Raw genomic sequence first — 18,565 nt, 5'->3', positions numbered from 1 at the left:
GTTGAAAACTTCTAAAATAGCATTTCTATCTCTGATTATTCAATCAAAAAAATCCATCCTTGAATGCTGTTATGTTATTAGTTAGCATTAAAGAATGGATGTATTCTAAGGCTGGTGGTTATTGCTCTTTCGCTTTAAGCGAAAGGTGCATAATCACGGTCCTCATGTTGTATGGAAACCCATTGCAATCTTGTAAATTCTTCAAGGATGAACTCACCGTTGAAACGGCCCACGCCAGAACCTTTTTCACCACCAAATGGTACGTTAGGTTCATCGTTGACGGTCTGATCATTTATGTGAATCATACCTGTCTCTACTTTTCTAGCAAAGGCAACCGCTTTCTCGATGTTTTTAGTATGAAGCGCACCGCTTAGTCCAAAGTCTTTGCTATTGGCAATTTTCAAAGCATCTTCTTCCGTCTTAAAACGAATGATAGCTGCCACTGGACCGAAAATTTCATTAGCAGCGATAGGCATATCGTCAGTTACATGATCTAAAATGGTAGGATGCATGAGTGTGCTCTCAACCTTACCATCCAACACTAATTTTGCACCAGCTTCGACGCTTTTCTTAACATCTTCCTGTATGCGCTCTACCTGATCTGTATCGATCAAAGGGCCAATAGTGGTTTTCTTATCAGATGGGTCACCAGCTTTGAGTTTTTTGGCTTTTTCGACAAACTTCTCAACGAATTCGTCAGCAATGTCTTCTTGCAAAACAATGCGATTGATGGACATACAAATTTGACCTTGGTGCATAAACTTGCCAAAAAGAGCTGCGTCAACGGCATTATCTACATCGGCATCTTTCATCACGATAAAGACGTTGTTACCACCTAATTCTAATGCTACCTTTTTAAGAGCCTCACCAGCAATTTTCCCTATGTTACGGCCTACCGGCGTTGATCCTGTAAACGAAATAAGCTGTGGTGTTTCATGAGCCACAAAATAATCGCCTATTTCAGAACCTTTACCTACAACTACATTACAAACACCTTTAGGTAATCCTGCTTCTTCAAAGAGTTTGGCAATTAAAATAGCGCCAGTGACCGGCGTTTGTGAAGCCGGTTTAAGTACCAGCGTATTTCCCAATGCGATAGCAGTTACTACGGATCGAATAGAAAGATTGAGCGGGAAATTCCAAGGGCTGATGATTCCCATAACCCCAATTGGTCTGCGGTAAACGCGGTTTTCCTTTCCTGGGATGGAAGAATGCATGATGAATCCATGAGATCGAGTAGGAAATGAGGCCGCTTCTTTGATAATTGCCTGACAAATCTGAATCTCAATTTGAGCTTTTACCTTGGTACTACCGGCTTCCTTAATCAGCCATTCCATGATTTTTTCCTTATTCTTCTCCAGCGCCTCGCTAAATTTCATAACGACCTGCGACCGTTCTTGAGGTAGAGCGTTGGCCCAAGAAGTGGAAGCTTCTTTTGCTGCTTTATAAGCTTTGTCAACATCTGCTTTTGAAGCTGCTTTTATTTCTTGTAGCTTCTCTTGATTATATGGGTTTTTATTGATGATGACATCATCATCACGTCCATCGACCCATGATCCATTGATATATTGTTTATTTAAGTTTTTACTAAAATCCATTTGGTTTTTTTAAAAGGTTAGAATTGGTTTGATGGCTTTGCCGGCTTCCATTTGTTCAATGGCTTCATTGATATCATCAAATTTGAATTTGGTTACCAATTTGTCAAAAGGAAATTGGCCATTTTGATAATATTCAATTAATCGAGGTATGAAAACGTCTGGAATACTGTCACCTTCTACCACACCAATGATTTGTTTACCCCAAACCAAGATTTCGTTCACATCAATGTCTGCCGTAACGCCCATAGGCGGTGCACCTACAACGGCCACTTTACCTTTCCAGCGCAAGGCTTTCACAGCTTGAGCTAGCACTGCAGGAACTCCTGAAGTTTCGGCAGCATAATCAACACCTTGATCTGTTAGCTCTTTTATTTTTTCTACGACATTATCTTCCTTATCGCTATTTACGGTGTGTGTTGCTCCTAATTCCTTGGCGAGTTTTAAGCGGTCTGCATTGATATCAACAGCGATGATGGTCTGACATCCACAAATTTTGGCAGCCATGACAGCTGACAAACCAACAGATCCAGCTCCAAAAATGGCGATCGTACTTCCAGCCGTTGGTTTCAACGAATTGATGACAGCTCCAGATCCTGTCTGGATCCCACATCCTAGTGGACCCAACATTTCGATGGGTGCTTTCTTATTTACTTTTACAACATTGCGCTCTGTGGCGATTGAATAGGTTGCAAACGATGATTGCTGAAAAAAGCGGCTGTGGACTTCTTCTTTGGATTGATCGATGGCTTCTTCATCAGAATCCAATCTCTCACCACCAAAGTTGAGACCGAAGAATTTCTCACAGTATTGAGGTGTGCCTTCAAGACATGTGCGGCAAACACCACATGATCCGTAGGTGAGTACCACATGATCTCCTGATTTTACTTTTTTAACTTGGCTACCTACTTCTTTTACTACTCCAGAACCTTCATGCCCTAAAATCATAGGTAATGGCACATCATAAGATTGATCTCTTGCGGTGAGGTCGGTATGGCAAATCCCGGCACCTTTAATCTCTACCAGAACTTCGTTAGGTTGTAAGTCTTTTAATTTGAGGGATTTCATATTGAATTTCCCTTTTTTCTGCTCTACGACAGCGGCTTTAATATCTTTCATGGCTAACTTTTTATTTAAGTTAGAAAAGAAAGAAGAGTTGCAGTCAAAAAGAAATCTTATAGTTTGTGGGCTTTAGCAGGGATTTAACCTAATACGGTAGCTCGATCAAACCGATCTAGATTACCAGACGAAATAGTCGAAATAAACTAGAGTCTACTCAGATCTAAATTCTTGTTTAGGTATTCAGTTTACCATTCAGGATTATGGTCACAATACTTATCAATTACATTTCTGTATCGTATATCATTGGGAACTGCTTAGGGATGTCTTCGAGTGATTCTCCCAAATTTTGTCTAAGATCAATCTCAATACCGCGAGCCATGGTTGAAATAGGCACATCGTTAGCCGATCCCTCAAAAGGATTCTCTCCAGTTCGACCTATTTTTTCCATGGTATGAAAGATCCAAGCTACGATCACATAAAATGGAATAGAAAGCCAAATAAAAAGAGAACCAATAGTAGGATGAATAAGGCTTATTTCAGAACCTATTTCGGCAAATTGAGGAACAATTGCTAGTGGTAATAACAACACGAATAACCACATGAAATAATGATTTAAACTTGCAAAATGACGTGGATAAGGAAAGTTTTTTATACGCTCTGATTGACCTTGCAACGTGAATAGCTCCTTTAGAACATTTTCTAATTCTAGAAATGAAAACTCCCAAACGATTCCTTTCTCTTTTAATTTTTTGAGATGATGGGATTGTAAATAGAGTAGTGCAGTTTGCTTGTTGTTCTTGCTCATGGTATAAGCTAGATCCTCTGCAGATAAATAAGGTTTCATGTCCTTTTCCACGGTAGATTTCCATTCTGGCGGACTGTTTAGATCACTCCATTCTTTATTGGACCTTTCCAAAATAGCAGTTTCCCAAGGTTTTGAAACCCGCATTGCATGACGCAAAGCGGTCATCCACGCAATATGCCGATAGGTGAGTATCTTTATTTCTTCATTTAATTCTTCTTTAGAATATTGGTTGAGTACAAGTTCATTACTCACCATATCCTGAACAAACATTCCGAAGGTCCTAGAAGTATTTGTGATGCCGCCCCAAATTTTTCGAGCTTCCCAAATTCGACCGTAAGCAGAATTATTTTGAAATCCAATCACAAAAGCCACTGCAGTACCAATAAGCGCTAACGGTGTCCATGGTATTTGTAACCAATCCAATTCGAAGAAATAATATACCGCTACAAATATGATGATGATCGCCAAGAACAATAAGGTTTCAAACCTAGTCCACTTGGCCATGTCTTTTACTTTGAAAACCTTTCTAGTGTACATACTTTAATTTTAACTAATCTCAAATTCTTAAAATCTGAATCCTAATAGATTGCAATTAAAAATAAGTATTTAGAAAGACTTTGAAGTCAAATAACTTTTTGCAAAAATTGACTTATGCAAGATTATAAGAATGAAAAATGGTTTAGCTAGATAGCTGGGTACGTATCGTAATATCATCATTTACCTCAATCCAATATCCATCTGGATCTTGAAAGTATACTTGTTTGATTCCGTCATTTCTGACGTAGTCTTTATTTTCAGAACCTGGCCAGTCCGAATAGCCGATATCTAATTTACCCAAATGAGCTACAAAACTATCCATCGATGAAGTGGACAAAGCAAAATGGACAGCCTTTGTTGTCTTGATTACTTCTTCTGACCGCGGAATGAGGTGCAATTGTTTTCCTTCGCCTAGAGACAGCCATCGAGTTTTTGAATTTGATGCTGTGTTTTCAATTTCTTCCAACCGAAATACACTTTGATAGAATGAAATGGATTTTTGGACATCTTTCACCGCAAGTGCGATATGGTTGAATGAGAAGTTGGGCATTTGTTACAAGCGGTTAATTTCTATTTCTTTAAATTATCAATATGTATTCTAGTCAGTTCCACGTCTTCCTTGTTAGTGGCATATGAGACATATAGATGATCACCCCAAACTACGCTTTTTGGATAACTATACCCTGGTCTTTTATACTTCCCATCAAACCTCATGGGTTGCAGATCATCATCACCACTTCTCAATACCCAAGCCTTATCAAATAAAAAACCATCCTTGCTCAGTGTCAAAACTAACGGAAACCGGTCTTTATTGCCCGATGGATTATTCACCATAAAAGCGGTTCCATTGGGTAAATTACCAGCGCTTTGTTTGGCTCTGGAATCAGGTGTATTTACAACTACTGGTGTAGTCCAAGTGACAGCATTGTCATGGCTAACAGCTGCAAGCTTTTTAAACGAACTATCTTGATCCCGGAAGATCATGACTATCGCACCATCTGATCGATAGAACCAACTTGGTTCTAATTCTCTGCTCATGTTTTGGTTATTCGTAGGCATGTTTTCCATGACTCCAGAGGTCCAGCCAGATATTCCCAATGGATCATCTGTATAATAAGGCGTCGCAGTCAATCCAGGCTGCATGTGGAACGCAGTTATAATTCTTCCGTTAGGTAATTGATGAACATCTTGCTCTATAATTCCAAGTACAGGATCTCCATCAGCATTTGTAACTCGTTTTGGTAAATCCCAATGAATGCCATCAGTAGACGTCATGTACTCCGTATAACCTTCTTTAGAGCCACTTTTATTCTCTGGCCATACACATATGTAAGCCACGAGCGTTTCTCCATCACTCCACCAGCCGCCACTAGTCTTAATACCATTTGCCCGTTTTTTGGTTAATTCTAACGGTGGTTCCCAATGAGTACCGTTGGAACTTTTACTATAAAATACTTGCGTGTCGGCGCCATCTTCATCAATAGATGAACTTTGCCATTGAGCATAGAGCATTCCTTGAAACGGAAACAATACCACACCGTGATTGTATTTGTTATCACTAGCTTTTGGTGAAAATATAGTGATGGTTTCCAGCCCTTTGGCAAAAGGTAAGCCTAATGTTTTAGGTTGTTCAAAATCAAATAAAGGATCTACTTCAAAAGGTAATTTTTCCTGCGCTTGTGCTACTGTAGCCGCAAGTAAGAAAAATATGCAAAGACGGTGTCTTTTAAAAAATCTCATATAAAGAACTTAATTCTACCATTTAATTTACAATGCGTTCAATTTCAAGTATTCTGTTTCTACATAGTAAATGCTCCACTCACCAAATTCATAATTCCCCAGATTTTCCGCTCGGCTGAAGAAGAAGTATTTGCCATCTCTTGAAAATCGAGGACTACTTTCTTCATTAACGGTATTCACCAATGGACCTATAGATTGGGCTTTGCTCCAGCCATTATTAAATCTTTTGGAAACAAAAATGTCCTCACCACCAGCGCCGTCAGGCGCTCCGTAAGAATTAAAAATTAAATAATTTCCATCTGGTGAAATAACAGCCGAATACACCCAATACTTTTCATCATCCCAAATACCTTCAACCACCTGTGGAGTAGAGAAGGAGTTACCGTCAAATTTGGTTTCGTAAAGTCTGATAGCGGTATCACCACGCATCATAGTAGTAAATTGGAAGGTTTCGCTATCGTTGGTAAATAAGAAGTTATTATTGGACGATGGCCATTCTTCGCCTTCTTTTTGAACCGAATTAATGGGTCCTGGAACCGGTGATGGATCACTCCAACCAGTTTCTGTTTTCTCCATCATCCAGATGTTCATATCAAAATTTCCTTGATTGGGTTGATCCGGTATCGCACGCTCTGATCCAAAAAACAAATACTTGCCATCTGGCGTAATCATTGGAGTTTCATCACGGTCTGTGGAGAAAGGAGCCAATTTTGGCGTGGTCCATTTTCCATCTACAAAATCACTTTGATAGATCTTTTGCTTTCCCTCTGGTTTTCTTCTAGAGAAATAAGTATTACGACCATCTGGAGAAAATGTGAGTTCAAATTCGCTATTGTCTTCTGTAGAAATAACTCCAGGTACAAAGCGAACCGGTGTTGTGATGGGCTCATTGGAATACTGAACCTTATAGGGAGTAGGATCATTTTTGCAAGATGAGAAACCTAGTATTATTAAAAGAAGAGCGAAGTTAAATTTGTTCACGACGAAGACATTTTTGGTATAACTTTTTTACTGTTTATTTAATTTCAATTCATTTCTCGATAAGCCTTTTCACTCATATTAGCAATGCGTTTTCAAACTCATCAATTAAACCCTTATATAAGTCAATTATTGGCTCTATTGGATCTGTCCAATTATCAAACTCCAAATGATATTTCGCTTCAATTCTCCAACCTTTATCTAACTCACAAGCGATATACGGACTGAAATTTTCCTTCTTAGCAATCTGACTTAAGGTCTCGAAAGAAGGATTGTTGTTCAAATAATATTTAATGTTGGCATTCTCAGCGTTGATTTTCAATCGGGTTTGTTTTGTTGAGAATAGTTGTAGTATGTGAGATCTTGTACTAATCTCAAAGGCAATGGGTTGCATCGCTGGGCTAAGTTCGCAGGTAAACGTTGCAACGTACGCAGTTCCCGTTCTATTTATTACGGTAAAAAGATTGTTCTTATAATCAAAAGTTACTTTATAAACAACGTCAGGACTTCGAACGCCCATTCCAATGGATACATCTTCATCCTTGAAATAGAACTCTCCATTTTCTTTATCAGCTAGATTTTTGAAATAGTCTTTGTAGGTCAATTAAGGTTTTTTAGCTTGTTTCTATAGATTCTTAATACATCTCAATTAAAAATCACTTTTCGTTTGATGCATATAACTAAATTTAAAAATTTTGAGACCTCCAAAAAAAGTACTAACCCAGAGATTGAGCTCGAAGCTTCTATTGTTTAGAGGTTTTGTTATTATTCGTTATTTCAGCGCATTCTTGATGAGATTCTTGATTTTTTTATTCCCTGTAGCATCTGCAATTTGTTTTGTACTTAATCCCTTACCATCTTTGAAGTCTAACGGGCAATTGTATTGAAGCGCGAGTTCTACCATTTTAGGGTTTTTTGTTTTAATCGCTTCAAGAATTATACATTCTCCATCTCTAGCTAGAATATTAACTTTTGCACCCATATCGAAATAGAATTTAGCAAGGTTGTAATTGTTGCTGTAAACCGCTGCAAGTAATGGTGTTCCTCCATCATTTGCGGTAGATTCCATATCTGCACCCGCGTCAAGTAGCATTTTTATAAACTCGACAGTTCCATTTTTGGAAGCAAATCGAATTGCTTCTTGATTACCTACTGCTGGAGATTTCCAATTGACATCCGCACCGTTGTCTAATAATATTCTGACACTCTCCTTTGCATTTGCCATAGACCCTACAATTATGGGAGTCAGACCTTTTTCAGTCAGTCCGTTTACATTGGCTCCATTTTCAATTAAGATTTTGACAGATGTAGTATCATTATTAAATACTGCCATCCATAAAGGTGTTAATCCATTTTCATTAAACTGTTCAGTTTCTTCTCCATTTTTCAACAGAGTTTCCAAGTCAACTTCGTTACCAGACTTAATACTATTAAAAATCTCTTGTCCATTCGTGTAGTTGATTAACAAAAGAAAAATGGTTGTAATAAAATATTTCACGTTTTTTTGTACTAGTTTCATAATTAATTGCAACGTCTCGTATATGAAAAGTAGCGCTGAAAACAAGCGATACTTTTTCGGATAATACACAAGCCGAATTTTTAATTTTTACTATTTATCTTTTTACTTTGAAATCGTCAAATTTAAAAATTTGGCGACTTACCAAAAATGCCTGAACCTTTGTGTTAGCAACTACTTGCGCTATTTTTAATATACATTGTTAGCACCAGTACTATTCTACCCATTCTACTTCTAAATGGTCAGTTATTAATTTCGCTACTCGCATTGAATTTTCCCAACCACCACAAAATTCAGGACTCAATGCTATAGTTAAAACATCAATTTTTTCCATTGACTTTTTAATTTCCTCCGCAATTTTAAGTACATAATCATCCGTAAGAAATTGTAAATATTCGTCCTCATATTTTATGAAGAAATAATCAATATCAAGATTAACTATCCATTGGTGATTATCATTCTCATTAATCCAATATGCCATATTTTCGTGTAAGTCCCATATTTCAGGTTCATACATCTCCAAATTTTCTAAAGTGTCTCCGTCTTTATGCGTTGCGAAATACGTTAAGTTCAAAACGTTTGGATAAATTCTATTGAAAATTGTCAAATAATTATCCCAACGAAGAATTTGATAACCTTCGTCATTCATTCGCATTTCGGCAGGGTTATATCTTAATGCAGTCAATTCTTGAATTCCAATATTTTGCAAGTCAACATTTTGCCTTTCAAGCTCTTCAATCCACCAATCTAATTGACTTTTTAATAAGTCATAATGTCTATCAATATGGAATAAGTTGTATTGTGTATTTACGTCTATTTCTCTCAACCAACACCAACTTGCAGCTAAATGATTATCCATTAGATATGTCTTATCATCTTGGAATAATAAGTTCAGTTTATAAGTTCCAGAATTTTGCCTTCCTTCAAAAGGTATGATGTGTGGCATAGTTTTTCTCGTATTGGTGCTAACGTTAAGTATATGAAGCGTAGCATCCCGAAGGGTGCTATGATTTCATATACAGTGTTACCTGCTGGCTATTTTCTTTTTAATAAAACGCGTTTAGGAATTCTTGATCTTTGTTCAATTTTTTGATGCTCCTTGAAACCCATGCTATGCGTTTGACAATGATTCACAATTTTATGTTCCATAATACGCTTAGCCGTTTTAGAAAACCCATCAGATTCAATTTTATCGTAAATTTCATCAATTTGTAAACTTTTATTATACCACATTAGAATCCCATGTTTAATAATAAAAGTGGCAGGAGTATCTTGCAAGGCACAAACATTCTCAACTACATTTGTTAGTTTATTAGAACCTAAAGAATGAATGATTTTACTATTAAAACCATAAATAATACTAAAATTTACATTCCAGAATATATTCTTTGCTATTTTCTTTAGTTTATCTTCATTCGCTAGTAACTTCTTTTTTTCTTCTGCTGTCTCTGTTTCATCAATTATTTGCTTTAGTTTTTTAGCTATGAATTCTTCAACAAAATTCTGAGAATCTTTGTTTTTTATTAATTCTATAAATGAGGTCAAAACTCTGAGATGTACATTCATCCCTTCTTTGAAAATAGATTCTAGTTGTTCTTTTTTAAGTGAGCCTGCACGATTTTTTATAATCCTACCCATTACTTCCACAGTCTTGATACTTCTACGTAATTCTATTGCTAATTCATCATCTTCTAATTCGCTGTCAATTTCATCCTTTTGATTTGTTGAATGAGATTTTTCAATTTCGTCTTTCCTTTTTAATTCCTGATTTCTGTGATTCTCAGCTGACTCGGTTGCTTGTGGCAGTACTGCTTGAACTACTTCGTCTATTCGCTCATCAAAAAACTTCAATTCATCAGCGCTAAGTGTGGCTGGAGAATACTTTTCAAATAACGTCATTGCGTTCAAAATAACATCATCTAGAACAGTAGTGTTTTTATCATGATGCGAAATAAATATTGCGATATAAGCAAATTCATCAATATGTAAGTTGCCAAGAATTTTATCAATGTTTTTTGATTGTTCACTTGCATTGTCTGCAAAATACTTGGCAGCAAAGAAGTAATATAAATATGGATATTTGAATGAGTAATGACCTAAACCATCTAAATGAAGGATATTAGTATTTCTTAGATTCCTAATTAGTTCCTCAATTCCGATAGTGAGATTAAAATTAGACTTATATTCCTCTAGATAACTTTCAAATTCTATTTTATTAATTACCGTTTTTTCTTTTTCAAAATAGAAAAAAGCTAATTCTGTGAGGAAATTAAAATAGGTGTCAAAGTCATCATTTTTGATACCTTCCTTTCTGAGATAGATGTATAATAAAGATTGATAAATGTATCCTTGTGATGTAATATTTTGGTCTAATGGCTTATTTAGAGTATCATAATTACTAATAAATGATAAAATGAAAAAAGGATAAGAAGGCATTATTCCTTTGCCGATAATTTTTCCTAAAGCGGAATCAACAAGTTCAGTTTTGTTATCTATTTCCTGATATAATTCGTTGTCAGTTGTCCAATTGTCTTCAGAAATCAAAACCCAATTTTTTATTAATTCATTTCGTTGAGAAGGGCTAAATTCATTGATTTTATATCGTTGATATTGGTTCATCAATGTTTCATTTTTAAAATTGAAACTAAAAATGTCATCAACTATTAATATCTGTTTTTCAAAGTTGGTGAGTTGATCAACAATTTTCTCTTTATGCTTAGCCAAATGAAAATCGTCTAATATCAAAACAAGTTTATGCTTATCAATTTCGGATAGTTTAGTATCTATTATACTATACTGTTCATTAAATGAGTTCTCAATTTTTGAATCTATAGATCCGAGATAATTGTTTTTACCATCTGAAAGATAAATAGGCACTAAACCTTGATTGAATAATTTTGAGAACAGACGTTTGCACAATGTAGTTTTCCCAGATTGACCTTCACCTGCAATTAGAATTTTTGTATTGTCATTTAGAGTTTCAATCATCTCACTAAAACTGATGTCATCTAATTCATCCTTTGAGTCATCAAATTCTTTTAGTAGTGGAGATACGTAAATATCACTCAAAAGTACTGGTTTTTTGCTTGAGTGTGCCTTTGATAACATCTCAGTATCTTCTAAAAACAGTTGAAATTCGTCAGTTAATTTTATATCTATAGATTCATTTGTTTTCATTGGTAGTTGCATAGCTTGGATTGTTAAATCGTAGAGTAATTCAAATAATAGTAGATGACTTTTCTGACTTAGTGTGTTTTTTTCTTTAGAATTACTTCTTCCACCATTTCTGTCGTCAATCCAAGTGTATAAATCTAGATACTCTTCAATATTTCTATTCAATTTGAGATTTTGCTTAATAAAGTCACAACCAAAAGATGTATTTAATTCATCTCCAGGTTTATAGCTTTTTTCAAAAAATGAAGCTGTTTTTGCAGCTTCTCTAGCTAGTGTTTTTGGAATAATATCTTCACCTTCCCATTCCAATTCTTGATAATCTACCATCGCTGAATTAGTGAGATAACTGTTTCTAGCTTTTTGAATACTTTTAAGCACTTGAATAATAAATTCACTTTCACAGACTTTGAATGTGAATTGTTCTGAACCTTTGAATATATCCTGAGTGTCAATATCTAGAAATTCATTTATTTCAAAAAAGTTTCTTGTTTCACCTTTATGAATATTATAATCTAATTCTGTTTTTGTTATTGGAACAATACTTACAATTTGTTCATTGGTATCTTCTTTTTTCAGCAAAAACAAAGCATCCTTTTCCAGTTTCTCTTTGTGAATTTTAATTTCTTCTATCCAATTTCTTCTTTCGATAGCGTCTTGGATACTTTCAGGAATCAGGACAATTAAATCTAAATCACTTTTACTTGGTTTAAACATTCTACCATCCATATATATCGAGCTGCCGAATAAATATACGGCATCAATCTCAATGTCTTTAGATGCTTCTTCTTTCCAGTTTTGGATTAGTTTAATTATTTCGTTTTTCATTTGTTTTGTGCTTGCAGGTAACTAATATATAGAAACAAGTTACATAATTATCGCTTACAACCTTTGTGTTTTCTAAGCTTAGCCAATAGTCGTTCGTTCATAGTACAATACCTCTTTTTGGGAGGTTATCAGCATGTTTAGTCATTAAGCATTTGCAAACGACTCTATCTTTCTGTTTTCTTCAATGAAATGAATTTGCCGTTATGCTGGTCGCTTTTTAAGCTTTCGCGAAAGCGAAAACCCTACAAACAAAAAAGACCCTGAAATCAATCAGAGTCTTTTCTACTTTATAGAGATCCCAAATCTACGCTATTGCTTGTTTGGGATAAGCGATACGTAAAGTTTTGCTAGTGCAGAACTAACGTCCTGCTTACTTTACTTCTTCAAAATCTACATCTTCTACATCACTAGTATCAGCGTCGTTAGAAGCTCCAGCGCCTGCATCTGGTCCAGGTTGTCCACCTTGAGCATCTGCTTGTGCTTTGTACATCTCTTCACTAGCAGCTGTCCATACGGTGTTCAGTTTTTCTAGTGCTGGATCGATTTTCTCAATCTCCTTAGTTTCATAAGCTGCTTTCAATTCTGTCAGCGCTTCTGTAATAGGAGCTTTTTTATCTTCCGGAAGCTTATCGCCAAATTCTTCTAACTGCTGCTCTGTCTGGAAGATCATTTGATCTGCACTGTTCAGTTTATCAGCCGTTTCTTTAGCTTTCTTATCTGCATCTGCATTAGCAGCTGCATCTTGCTTCATTCTTTCGATTTCTTCCTCGCTTAGTCCAGAAGATGCCTCGATACGAATGTCTTGCTTCTTACCAGTCGCTTTATCTTCAGCACTTACTTTGATGATACCGTTAGCATCTATATCAAAAGTTACCTCGATCTGTGGCGTTCCACGACGTGCTGGTGGGATATCAGACAAGTGGAATCTACCAATCGTCTTGTTATCTGGTGCCATGGCGCGTTCTCCTTGAAGTACGTGAATCTCAACACTAGGCTGGTTATCAGCTGCGGTAGAGAATACCTGTGACTTTTTAGTTGGGATCGTTGTGTTAGACTCAATCAATTTTGTCATCACGTTACCCATAGTCTCGATACCTAAAGAAAGCGGAGTCACATCCAGTAACAATACATCTTTCACATCTCCAGTCAATACACCACCCTGAATCGCTGCACCTACTGCAACAACTTCATCAGGATTTACACCTTTAGAAGGCTTCTTACCGAAGAATGCTTCTACTGCTTCTTGTACCGCTGGGATACGAGTAGATCCACCAACAAGGATGATCTCATCAATATCGCTCTTAGACAATCCAGCAGCTTTCAATGCTTTCTCACATGGCTCGATCGTTCTTTTTACTAGGTCAGAAATCAATTGATCAAATTTAGATTTGGTCAATGTTTTTACCAAGTGCTTAGGTCCGCTAGCGGTTGCCGTTACATAAGGTAAGTTGATCTCGGTTTGTGCACTGGATGAAAGCTCAATTTTTGCTTTTTCAGCTGCTTCCTTCAAACGTTGCAAAGCCATTGGGTCTTTACGAAGGTCGATATCTTCAGCAGACTGAAACTCATCAGCCAACCAGTCGATGATCTTTTCATCCACGTCATCACCACCTAAGTGTGTATCACCGTCAGTAGCCAAAACCTCAAATACACCGTCACCCAACTCAAGGATAGAAACGTCATGCGTTCCACCACCAAAGTCAAATACTACGATCTTCTGGTCAGTATCTTTTTTATCCATACCATAAGCCAGCGCTGCTGCCGTAGGCTCATTGATGATACGTTCTACCTTCAAACCTGCGATCTCACCAGCTTCCTTAGTCGCTTGACGTTGTGAATCGTTAAAGTAGGCAGGTACCGTAATTACCGCTCCAGTTACTTCTTGTCCTAAGTAATCTTCAGCTGTTTTCTTCATTTTCTGAAGAATCATGGCACTTAATTCCTGTGGTGTGTACAAACGACCATCGATATCTACACGTGGTGTGTTGTTGTCACCTTTTACTACACTATAAGGAACACGATCAGCCTCGTTAGATACTTCGCTGAATTTATTACCCATAAATCTCTTGATAGACGCCACGGTTTTTGTCGGGTTCGTCACCGCTTGTCTTTTTGCAGGGTCACCTACCTTGATCTCGCCACCTTCCACAAAGGCGATGACAGATGGAGTAGTGCGTTTCCCTTCTGCATTAGGTATTACAACCGGCTCGCTACCTTCCATTACGGACACACAGCTGTTTGTTGTACCTAAGTCAATTCCAATTATCTTACTCATTATTATATGTTTTAGTTTGTAATTTTTAATTCTTGAACACTCACTTAAAGTCAATGTTTGTGCCACCAGAAATCAAATGACAAGCTGTCAGAATTGGACTATTATTGTCAGAAAACTCTATCTGATTTCGATATTCCTGTCATAAAACGCAGGCGTGTTTTTCAAAAAAAATATAAAACCTGTACCGAGCCGCTGTACTGAGCTTGTCGAATTAGGCAGTCGGGAAAAGGTTTACAGTTGAAATGCATATAAGCCTGTTTCGAGCGGCAGCGCTGCACTGAGCTTGTCGAAGTGTCGAGAAAAGGTTAGTGCTAGAATGATTTTAACGATATCGCTTTCGCGAAAGCATAATTCTTTCAAGCCTCACAACTAACAAGATCATCTCAACCTTGACTTATTCATTTTGCAAGTTTACATGGTAACAAGTTCATCAAGATTAGAAAATAAGTAAGCTTAATACGTGGTAAAGTCAAAAATGAACCTCGTTGAAATGCCAATATAACCAGTTTCGAGCCGCCATACCGAGCCTGCCCAAGTAGACAGTCAAGAAAAGGTTCCTATTCAAAATCCCGTAAACCTGTTTCGAGCGGCAGTCTAGAAAAGGTTCTTGTTCAAAAGATTGTAGAACCTGTTTCAAACCAACCACACGGAGCCCGCCGAAGTTGACAGTCAAAAAAAGGTTCCTATTCAAAATCCCATAAACCTGTTTCAAGCCGCTGTACTGAGCCTGCCGAAGTTGACAGCCGAGAAAAGATCCTTGTACAATTGATTCTGAAACCTGTTTCTAGCGGCAGTCGAGAAAAGGTTCTTGTTTAAATGATTGTCAAACCCGTTTCGAGCCGCTGTGCTGAGCTTGCCGAAGTAGACGATCAAGAAAAAGTTCAAGTTCAAAAGCAAGTAGAAAATGGATCAACTCCATGCGTTAAATAGAAACCACAAATTCAAAACAAAAAAGAGCCCATCAAATAAATGATGGGCTCTCTAAAGTATTATAAAATTATTCCGAAGTGCTTATTCAGCTTCAGGCATAAGGATCGCAAGAATATAATCCTCATTCAAATATTTCTGGGCAACTGCCTGAACATCTTGTGCGGTCATTTTTTCAACTTCTGCTTCAAAGTTCATCATGTTGTTAGGATCTCTTTGCTCACGACTTGCGTTCACCAAGTTATTCAACCAGAACCTGTTGGACTTCATGTCTTCCTTACGTTCTAATAAATAACCTTCTTTCACCTTATTGAGGTTTTTCTCACTTGGGCCATTTTCTTTCAAGTTAGCTATTTCCTTTTGTGTTGCAGCAACCAGTTTTTCAACATTGTCTGGACCACATGGGAACGAAACACTAAAGTTGAATCCAGGCTCTGGAATTTTACTCATGCTACCACGAGCGCCACCACCATAGATGCCACCTTCTTGCTCACGCAATACTTCGATGATTCTAATAGTAAGAGCTTCTCCTAACGCATCAACGGCCAATTCTTCTTTGGCGCTGTAAGTAGGAATATCATAATCCCAACGCATTTGAACTAGACTCTTTTGCTCTGTTCCTTTGTTAACGGTAATGTTTCTAGTTCCCTGAGTTTCTTTCCAGTCAAAAGTTCTATACATTTCTTTCTCACCAGTAGAAGGTAGGTTAGCAAGATACTTTTTGGATAGATCCATGATCACAGCTTCATCAACATTTCCTACTAAAAAGAAGTTGAAGTCGCCAGCATTAGAGAAACGTTCTTTATACAATTCATAAGCTTTATTGTAATCTGCAGCATCATAAGCCGCCTCATCTGGGAAGCCTGAATATCTTGGATTGTCCTTAAAACGCATTTCATTCACCTCATTACTAAAGTAAGTCTGCGGATTTGACATCATTCTACCTACAAATGATTTTTGCTTAGAGATAAAACTAGCAAAAGCCTCTTCATCCTTATTAAGCGATGTAAAGTACAAGTGGACCAATTGGAACATGGTTTCTAAATCTTGCGGAGTAGAAGAGCCACTCAAATTTTCAGTAGTGCTACCTATAGATGGACTTACTCTGACCAATTTACCAGTCATGAATTTATCCATGTCGATTTGTGACATTCCAGCAATACCAGCTTCTGTCAAACCACCGTTTGCAAATACGGTAGCTAGATAGTCTTCATCAGAATAAAGACTAGATCCACCATAACTGTAGGCAGACATTAGGATCTCATCATTTTTGAAATCGGTTGGCTTGATCGTTACTGTGGCACCATTGCTTAGAGTAAAAGTTTTAGTGTCTAATCTATCATTGGTAGTTGTTTCTGTAATGCTACCAGGCGCTGGTAATTCTTCTATAAGATTCTCACGAACTACTGCATCTTCATAAGGAGCAACTTCCGCGGAAGCGACATCATTGATAACCTTTAAAATTTCATCTTCAGTAGGTTTATTTTCCGTCGTTGGACCTGTAAATACGATCGTTCTGTTATCATCGTGGATGTACTTCGTGATTTTTTCATTTACTTCTTCTACAGCGATACCAGGTAGTAACTCCATTGTTTTTTCATACCTCCATTCTGGGCTAGGAACAACGCCACCATTCAAATAGTTATTCACGTATTGTCCAACAAGACGACCGCTTTCCTGCTTATCGCGGTTCGCATAGAAGGATTCAAAAGAGGACTTGTACGCAGCTTTTGCACGCTCAAGTTCTGCTTCTCCAAAACCGTACAATTTCACTCGTTGGTTCTCTTCTAAAACTGCTTTTAGAGCTCCCAACTGTCCATCTGGAGCAGATCCAGCAAAAGAGGAGTAGGCATTTTTAGTTTTATCAACTGTACCACCATAACTACTATTTGCAAAAATAAATGGCGGATTAGGCTTCTGGGTCAATTCCTGTAAACGGTTGTTGATCATGAAAGAAAATAAACCATTCACAAGGTCTTCACGGTAGTCACCAACGGTTGTGGTAGGCTGCGTTTCAAAAGTATCCTTGTAGCTAACATTGATGGAAGCAAACGTTGCCTCATCATCCTGTGCTACTGCAATTTTAGTTTCCTCGTGGTTAGGTAAGTCAAATGTCGGACGTTCTCTTGGGTTTTCTGCAGCTGGGATTCCGGCAAAATGATCTTTGATCTTTTGCTCTAAAATAGCTGGGTCAAGATCTCCAACAGCAACAACGGCCATCAAATCTGGACGATACCAATCATTGTAGAATCTCTTTAAAACCTCAGGATCGAAATTCTGTAGAATTTCATCTTTACCAATCGGTAGACGCTCTGCATATTTAGAACCGTAAAATCGAACAGGAATAGTCACCTTGTTCATACGATCATTAGCACCTTTACCGTTTCTGGACTCTTCCAGAACCACACCACGCTCATCGTTGATGGCATCAGTTTCCAGCAATGCGCCGCTTGCCCAATCTTCAAGAATGGTAAAGCCTTGCTCCAGTTTTTCAGGATCATCACTAGGAATAGGCAAGATGTAAACGGTTTCATCAAAACTGGTGTAAGCATTTAAGTCTGCACCAAATTTCACACCTATACCTTGAAGGTAATCTACCAATTCGTTTTTCTGGAAATTGGTTGTACCATTAAAGTTCATGTGCTCCATAAAGTGAGCAAGTCCACGCTGGTCGTCATCTTCAAGAACAGAACCTGCATTTACCGCAAGTCTTAGCTCTACCTTATCTTCAGGTTTCGCATTCTTTTGAACGTAGTAAGTAAGTCCGTTATCTAGGACGCCCATGCGTACAGTAGGATCCATGGGGATTTTTTGATCCATGCCAGCCATAGGCTGTTCCATGGTTTTCTCCATCTGGTCTTCTTGAGTCATGTTTTGACTTGCATCCTTCTGTTTCTGATCTACCATTTTAGGAGAACAGGCGAGAATCAAGGACGCCGCAAACACATAATAAATGTTGTTTAGTTTCATTCTGTTTTATTTAGTAAGAATTAGTTTACGAATTTAATGACTAAGATTTTAGTTAAAAAGTTTAATGTCCTCAATTTATTCATTTTAAAATTTACCAAGTCGGTCATTCAAATGATTATATAAATGGTTTTTGACTAGCACGCTTTCGCGAAAGCGAACTC

Annotated in this window: 12 protein-coding genes; all 12 read right to left on the bottom strand. The window is 37.3% G+C overall.

The features are described 5' to 3' along the window. Positions 1 to 134: 134 nt before the first annotated feature. Positions 135 to 1,598, bottom strand: a complete 1,464-nt coding sequence (locus BLO34_RS04800) for an aldehyde dehydrogenase family protein (RefSeq protein WP_090753070.1) — start codon at positions 1,596 to 1,598, stop codon at positions 135 to 137. A 9-nt stretch (positions 1,599 to 1,607) separates the two neighbouring features. Further along, positions 1,608 to 2,714 carry an NAD(P)-dependent alcohol dehydrogenase gene (locus BLO34_RS04795; protein WP_090753068.1) on the bottom strand — a complete coding sequence of 369 codons (1,107 nt, stop codon included), beginning with the start codon at positions 2,712 to 2,714 and terminating at the stop codon, positions 1,608 to 1,610. A 223-nt stretch (positions 2,715 to 2,937) separates the two neighbouring features. Further along, a complete protein-coding gene (locus tag BLO34_RS04790; RefSeq protein WP_090753067.1) occupies positions 2,938 to 3,999 on the bottom strand; it encodes a bestrophin family protein in 1,062 nt (353 codons plus the stop codon). 142 nt (positions 4,000 to 4,141) lie between these two features. Beyond that, complete coding sequence (locus BLO34_RS04785; RefSeq protein ID WP_090753065.1) at positions 4,142 to 4,549, bottom strand: VOC family protein; 408 nt, start codon at positions 4,547 to 4,549, stop codon at positions 4,142 to 4,144. Positions 4,550 to 4,569: 20 nt separating this feature from the next. Then, complete coding sequence (locus tag BLO34_RS04780) at positions 4,570 to 5,739, bottom strand: sialidase family protein (protein ID WP_090753064.1); 1,170 nt, start codon at positions 5,737 to 5,739, stop codon at positions 4,570 to 4,572. 27 nt (positions 5,740 to 5,766) lie between these two features. Next, positions 5,767 to 6,720, bottom strand: coding sequence for a TolB family protein (locus BLO34_RS04775; RefSeq protein ID WP_090753062.1), 954 nt, complete (start codon positions 6,718 to 6,720; stop codon positions 5,767 to 5,769). A gap of 73 nt (positions 6,721 to 6,793) precedes the next feature. Further along, positions 6,794 to 7,321, bottom strand: a complete 528-nt coding sequence (locus tag BLO34_RS04770) for a hypothetical protein (RefSeq protein WP_090753061.1) — start codon at positions 7,319 to 7,321, stop codon at positions 6,794 to 6,796. Between the two features lie 168 nt (positions 7,322 to 7,489). Beyond that, positions 7,490 to 8,236: an ankyrin repeat domain-containing protein gene (locus BLO34_RS04765; RefSeq protein ID WP_090753059.1), complete on the bottom strand. Its 747-nt coding sequence runs from the start codon at positions 8,234 to 8,236 to the stop codon at positions 7,490 to 7,492. A gap of 211 nt (positions 8,237 to 8,447) precedes the next feature. Continuing rightward, positions 8,448 to 9,179, bottom strand: coding sequence for a UPF0489 family protein (locus BLO34_RS04760; RefSeq protein WP_090753057.1), 732 nt, complete (start codon positions 9,177 to 9,179; stop codon positions 8,448 to 8,450). Positions 9,180 to 9,268: 89 nt separating this feature from the next. Then, positions 9,269 to 12,232, bottom strand: a complete 2,964-nt coding sequence (locus tag BLO34_RS04755; RefSeq protein WP_090753056.1) for a hypothetical protein — start codon at positions 12,230 to 12,232, stop codon at positions 9,269 to 9,271. 370 nt (positions 12,233 to 12,602) lie between these two features. Then, the gene (gene dnaK / locus BLO34_RS04750) at positions 12,603 to 14,507 is read right to left on the bottom strand and encodes a molecular chaperone DnaK (RefSeq protein WP_090753054.1); all 1,905 of its coding nucleotides are present in this window, start codon (positions 14,505 to 14,507) and stop codon (positions 12,603 to 12,605) included. Positions 14,508 to 15,518: 1,011 nt separating this feature from the next. Further along, positions 15,519 to 18,404: a M16 family metallopeptidase gene (locus tag BLO34_RS04745; protein WP_090753052.1), complete on the bottom strand. Its 2,886-nt coding sequence runs from the start codon at positions 18,402 to 18,404 to the stop codon at positions 15,519 to 15,521. Between the last annotated feature and the right edge of the window lie 161 nt (positions 18,405 to 18,565).

This window comes from Nonlabens sp. Hel1_33_55 (genome assembly GCF_900101765.1).
In the GTDB taxonomy this organism is placed as follows: Bacteria; Bacteroidota; Bacteroidia; order Flavobacteriales; family Flavobacteriaceae; genus Nonlabens.
Note: the sequence above shows the minus strand (reverse complement) of the source record. Positions and strands in the feature narration are given on the sequence as shown.